Raw genomic sequence first — 1,009 nt, 5'->3', positions numbered from 1 at the left:
GAGCAAAAGAACTTTTCTATTAATAGTTGACACGTTGTCTAAGGGTAGGTTGAATTTCTGAAGCAGTTACTTTTGCTTTCTATTTCAACTGTTTGAGAAACTCTGTCGGAGTGATATTAAATTCTTTCTTGAAACACTTTGTAAAGTAGTTCGGATCTGATATACCGACGGCAAATGATGCTTCGGAGACATTCATACCATTCAGTAAATGAGTTTTAGCCTCTTTCATTTTGATCGTCCGTATGAATTGAGTGATGGAGCATCCGGTGAGTGATTTCAGCTTCATGTGCAACAGGCTGCGGCTGATGCGGAGATGGGCTGTGATTTCCGTTACTCCGAAGTCTTCCTTGGTGAGGTTCGCCATAATCAGTTCCATCAGTTCTTTCATGAATATTTCATCCTCTGCCTGTTTGCAGTGTTCAATACTCTGTTTCCGGCTCTTTTGGATATTCTGTACCAGCAGTTCCAGATTCTTGGCGTTGAAAGGTTTAGTGATATACGCATCGGCTCCCCGCAGATAACCTTCCGTATGGTCGTTCTCATCGGTCTTTGCAGTCAGGAGGATAACGGGGATATGGCTGGTCGTTACGTCCTGTTTGACACGTTCCGTGAATTCCAGGCCGTCCATCACCGGCATCATTAAATCCGATATAATGAGGTTGGGCAGCTGTTTGGCTATCTTCTTGCAGGCTTCCGCACCGTTATACGCCCGTATAATATCATATTTCTCGCTGAATATGCTGGCAAGATAATCATTCATTTCTTTATTGTCCTCTACAATCATAATAGATTCCCGGGCAGGATCTTTTTCTTTGTTGGTCAGCTTTTCAGGAATGAGTTCGATGGTTTCCTTGATTCGCTGGTTATATTTCTGTATTTCTTCGGTCGTGATGTTCTCGGACGAGCGTTCATCGGGGTTGTAAGCATCCTCGGATACATTCAGGGTAACGATAAAATCCGAACCTTTGTTGATTTCGCTTTCTACCCGGATTTCCCCTTTGTGCATGTG

General features: G+C 43.4%; 1 protein-coding gene. It reads right to left on the bottom strand.

The features are described 5' to 3' along the window. Positions 1–79: 79 nt before the first annotated feature. The coding region (locus tag AB5935_RS28335) for a response regulator (RefSeq protein WP_368328147.1) at positions 80–1,009 on the bottom strand (930 nt) is incomplete at its 5' end.

Source organism: Phocaeicola sp. RTP21198st1_B8_RTP21198_201120, from assembly GCF_040929485.1.
GTDB lineage: Bacteria > Bacteroidota > Bacteroidia > Bacteroidales > Bacteroidaceae > Phocaeicola > Phocaeicola dorei.
The sequence above is the reverse complement of the archived record's forward strand: the minus strand, read 5'-3'. Positions and strand labels throughout refer to the sequence as shown.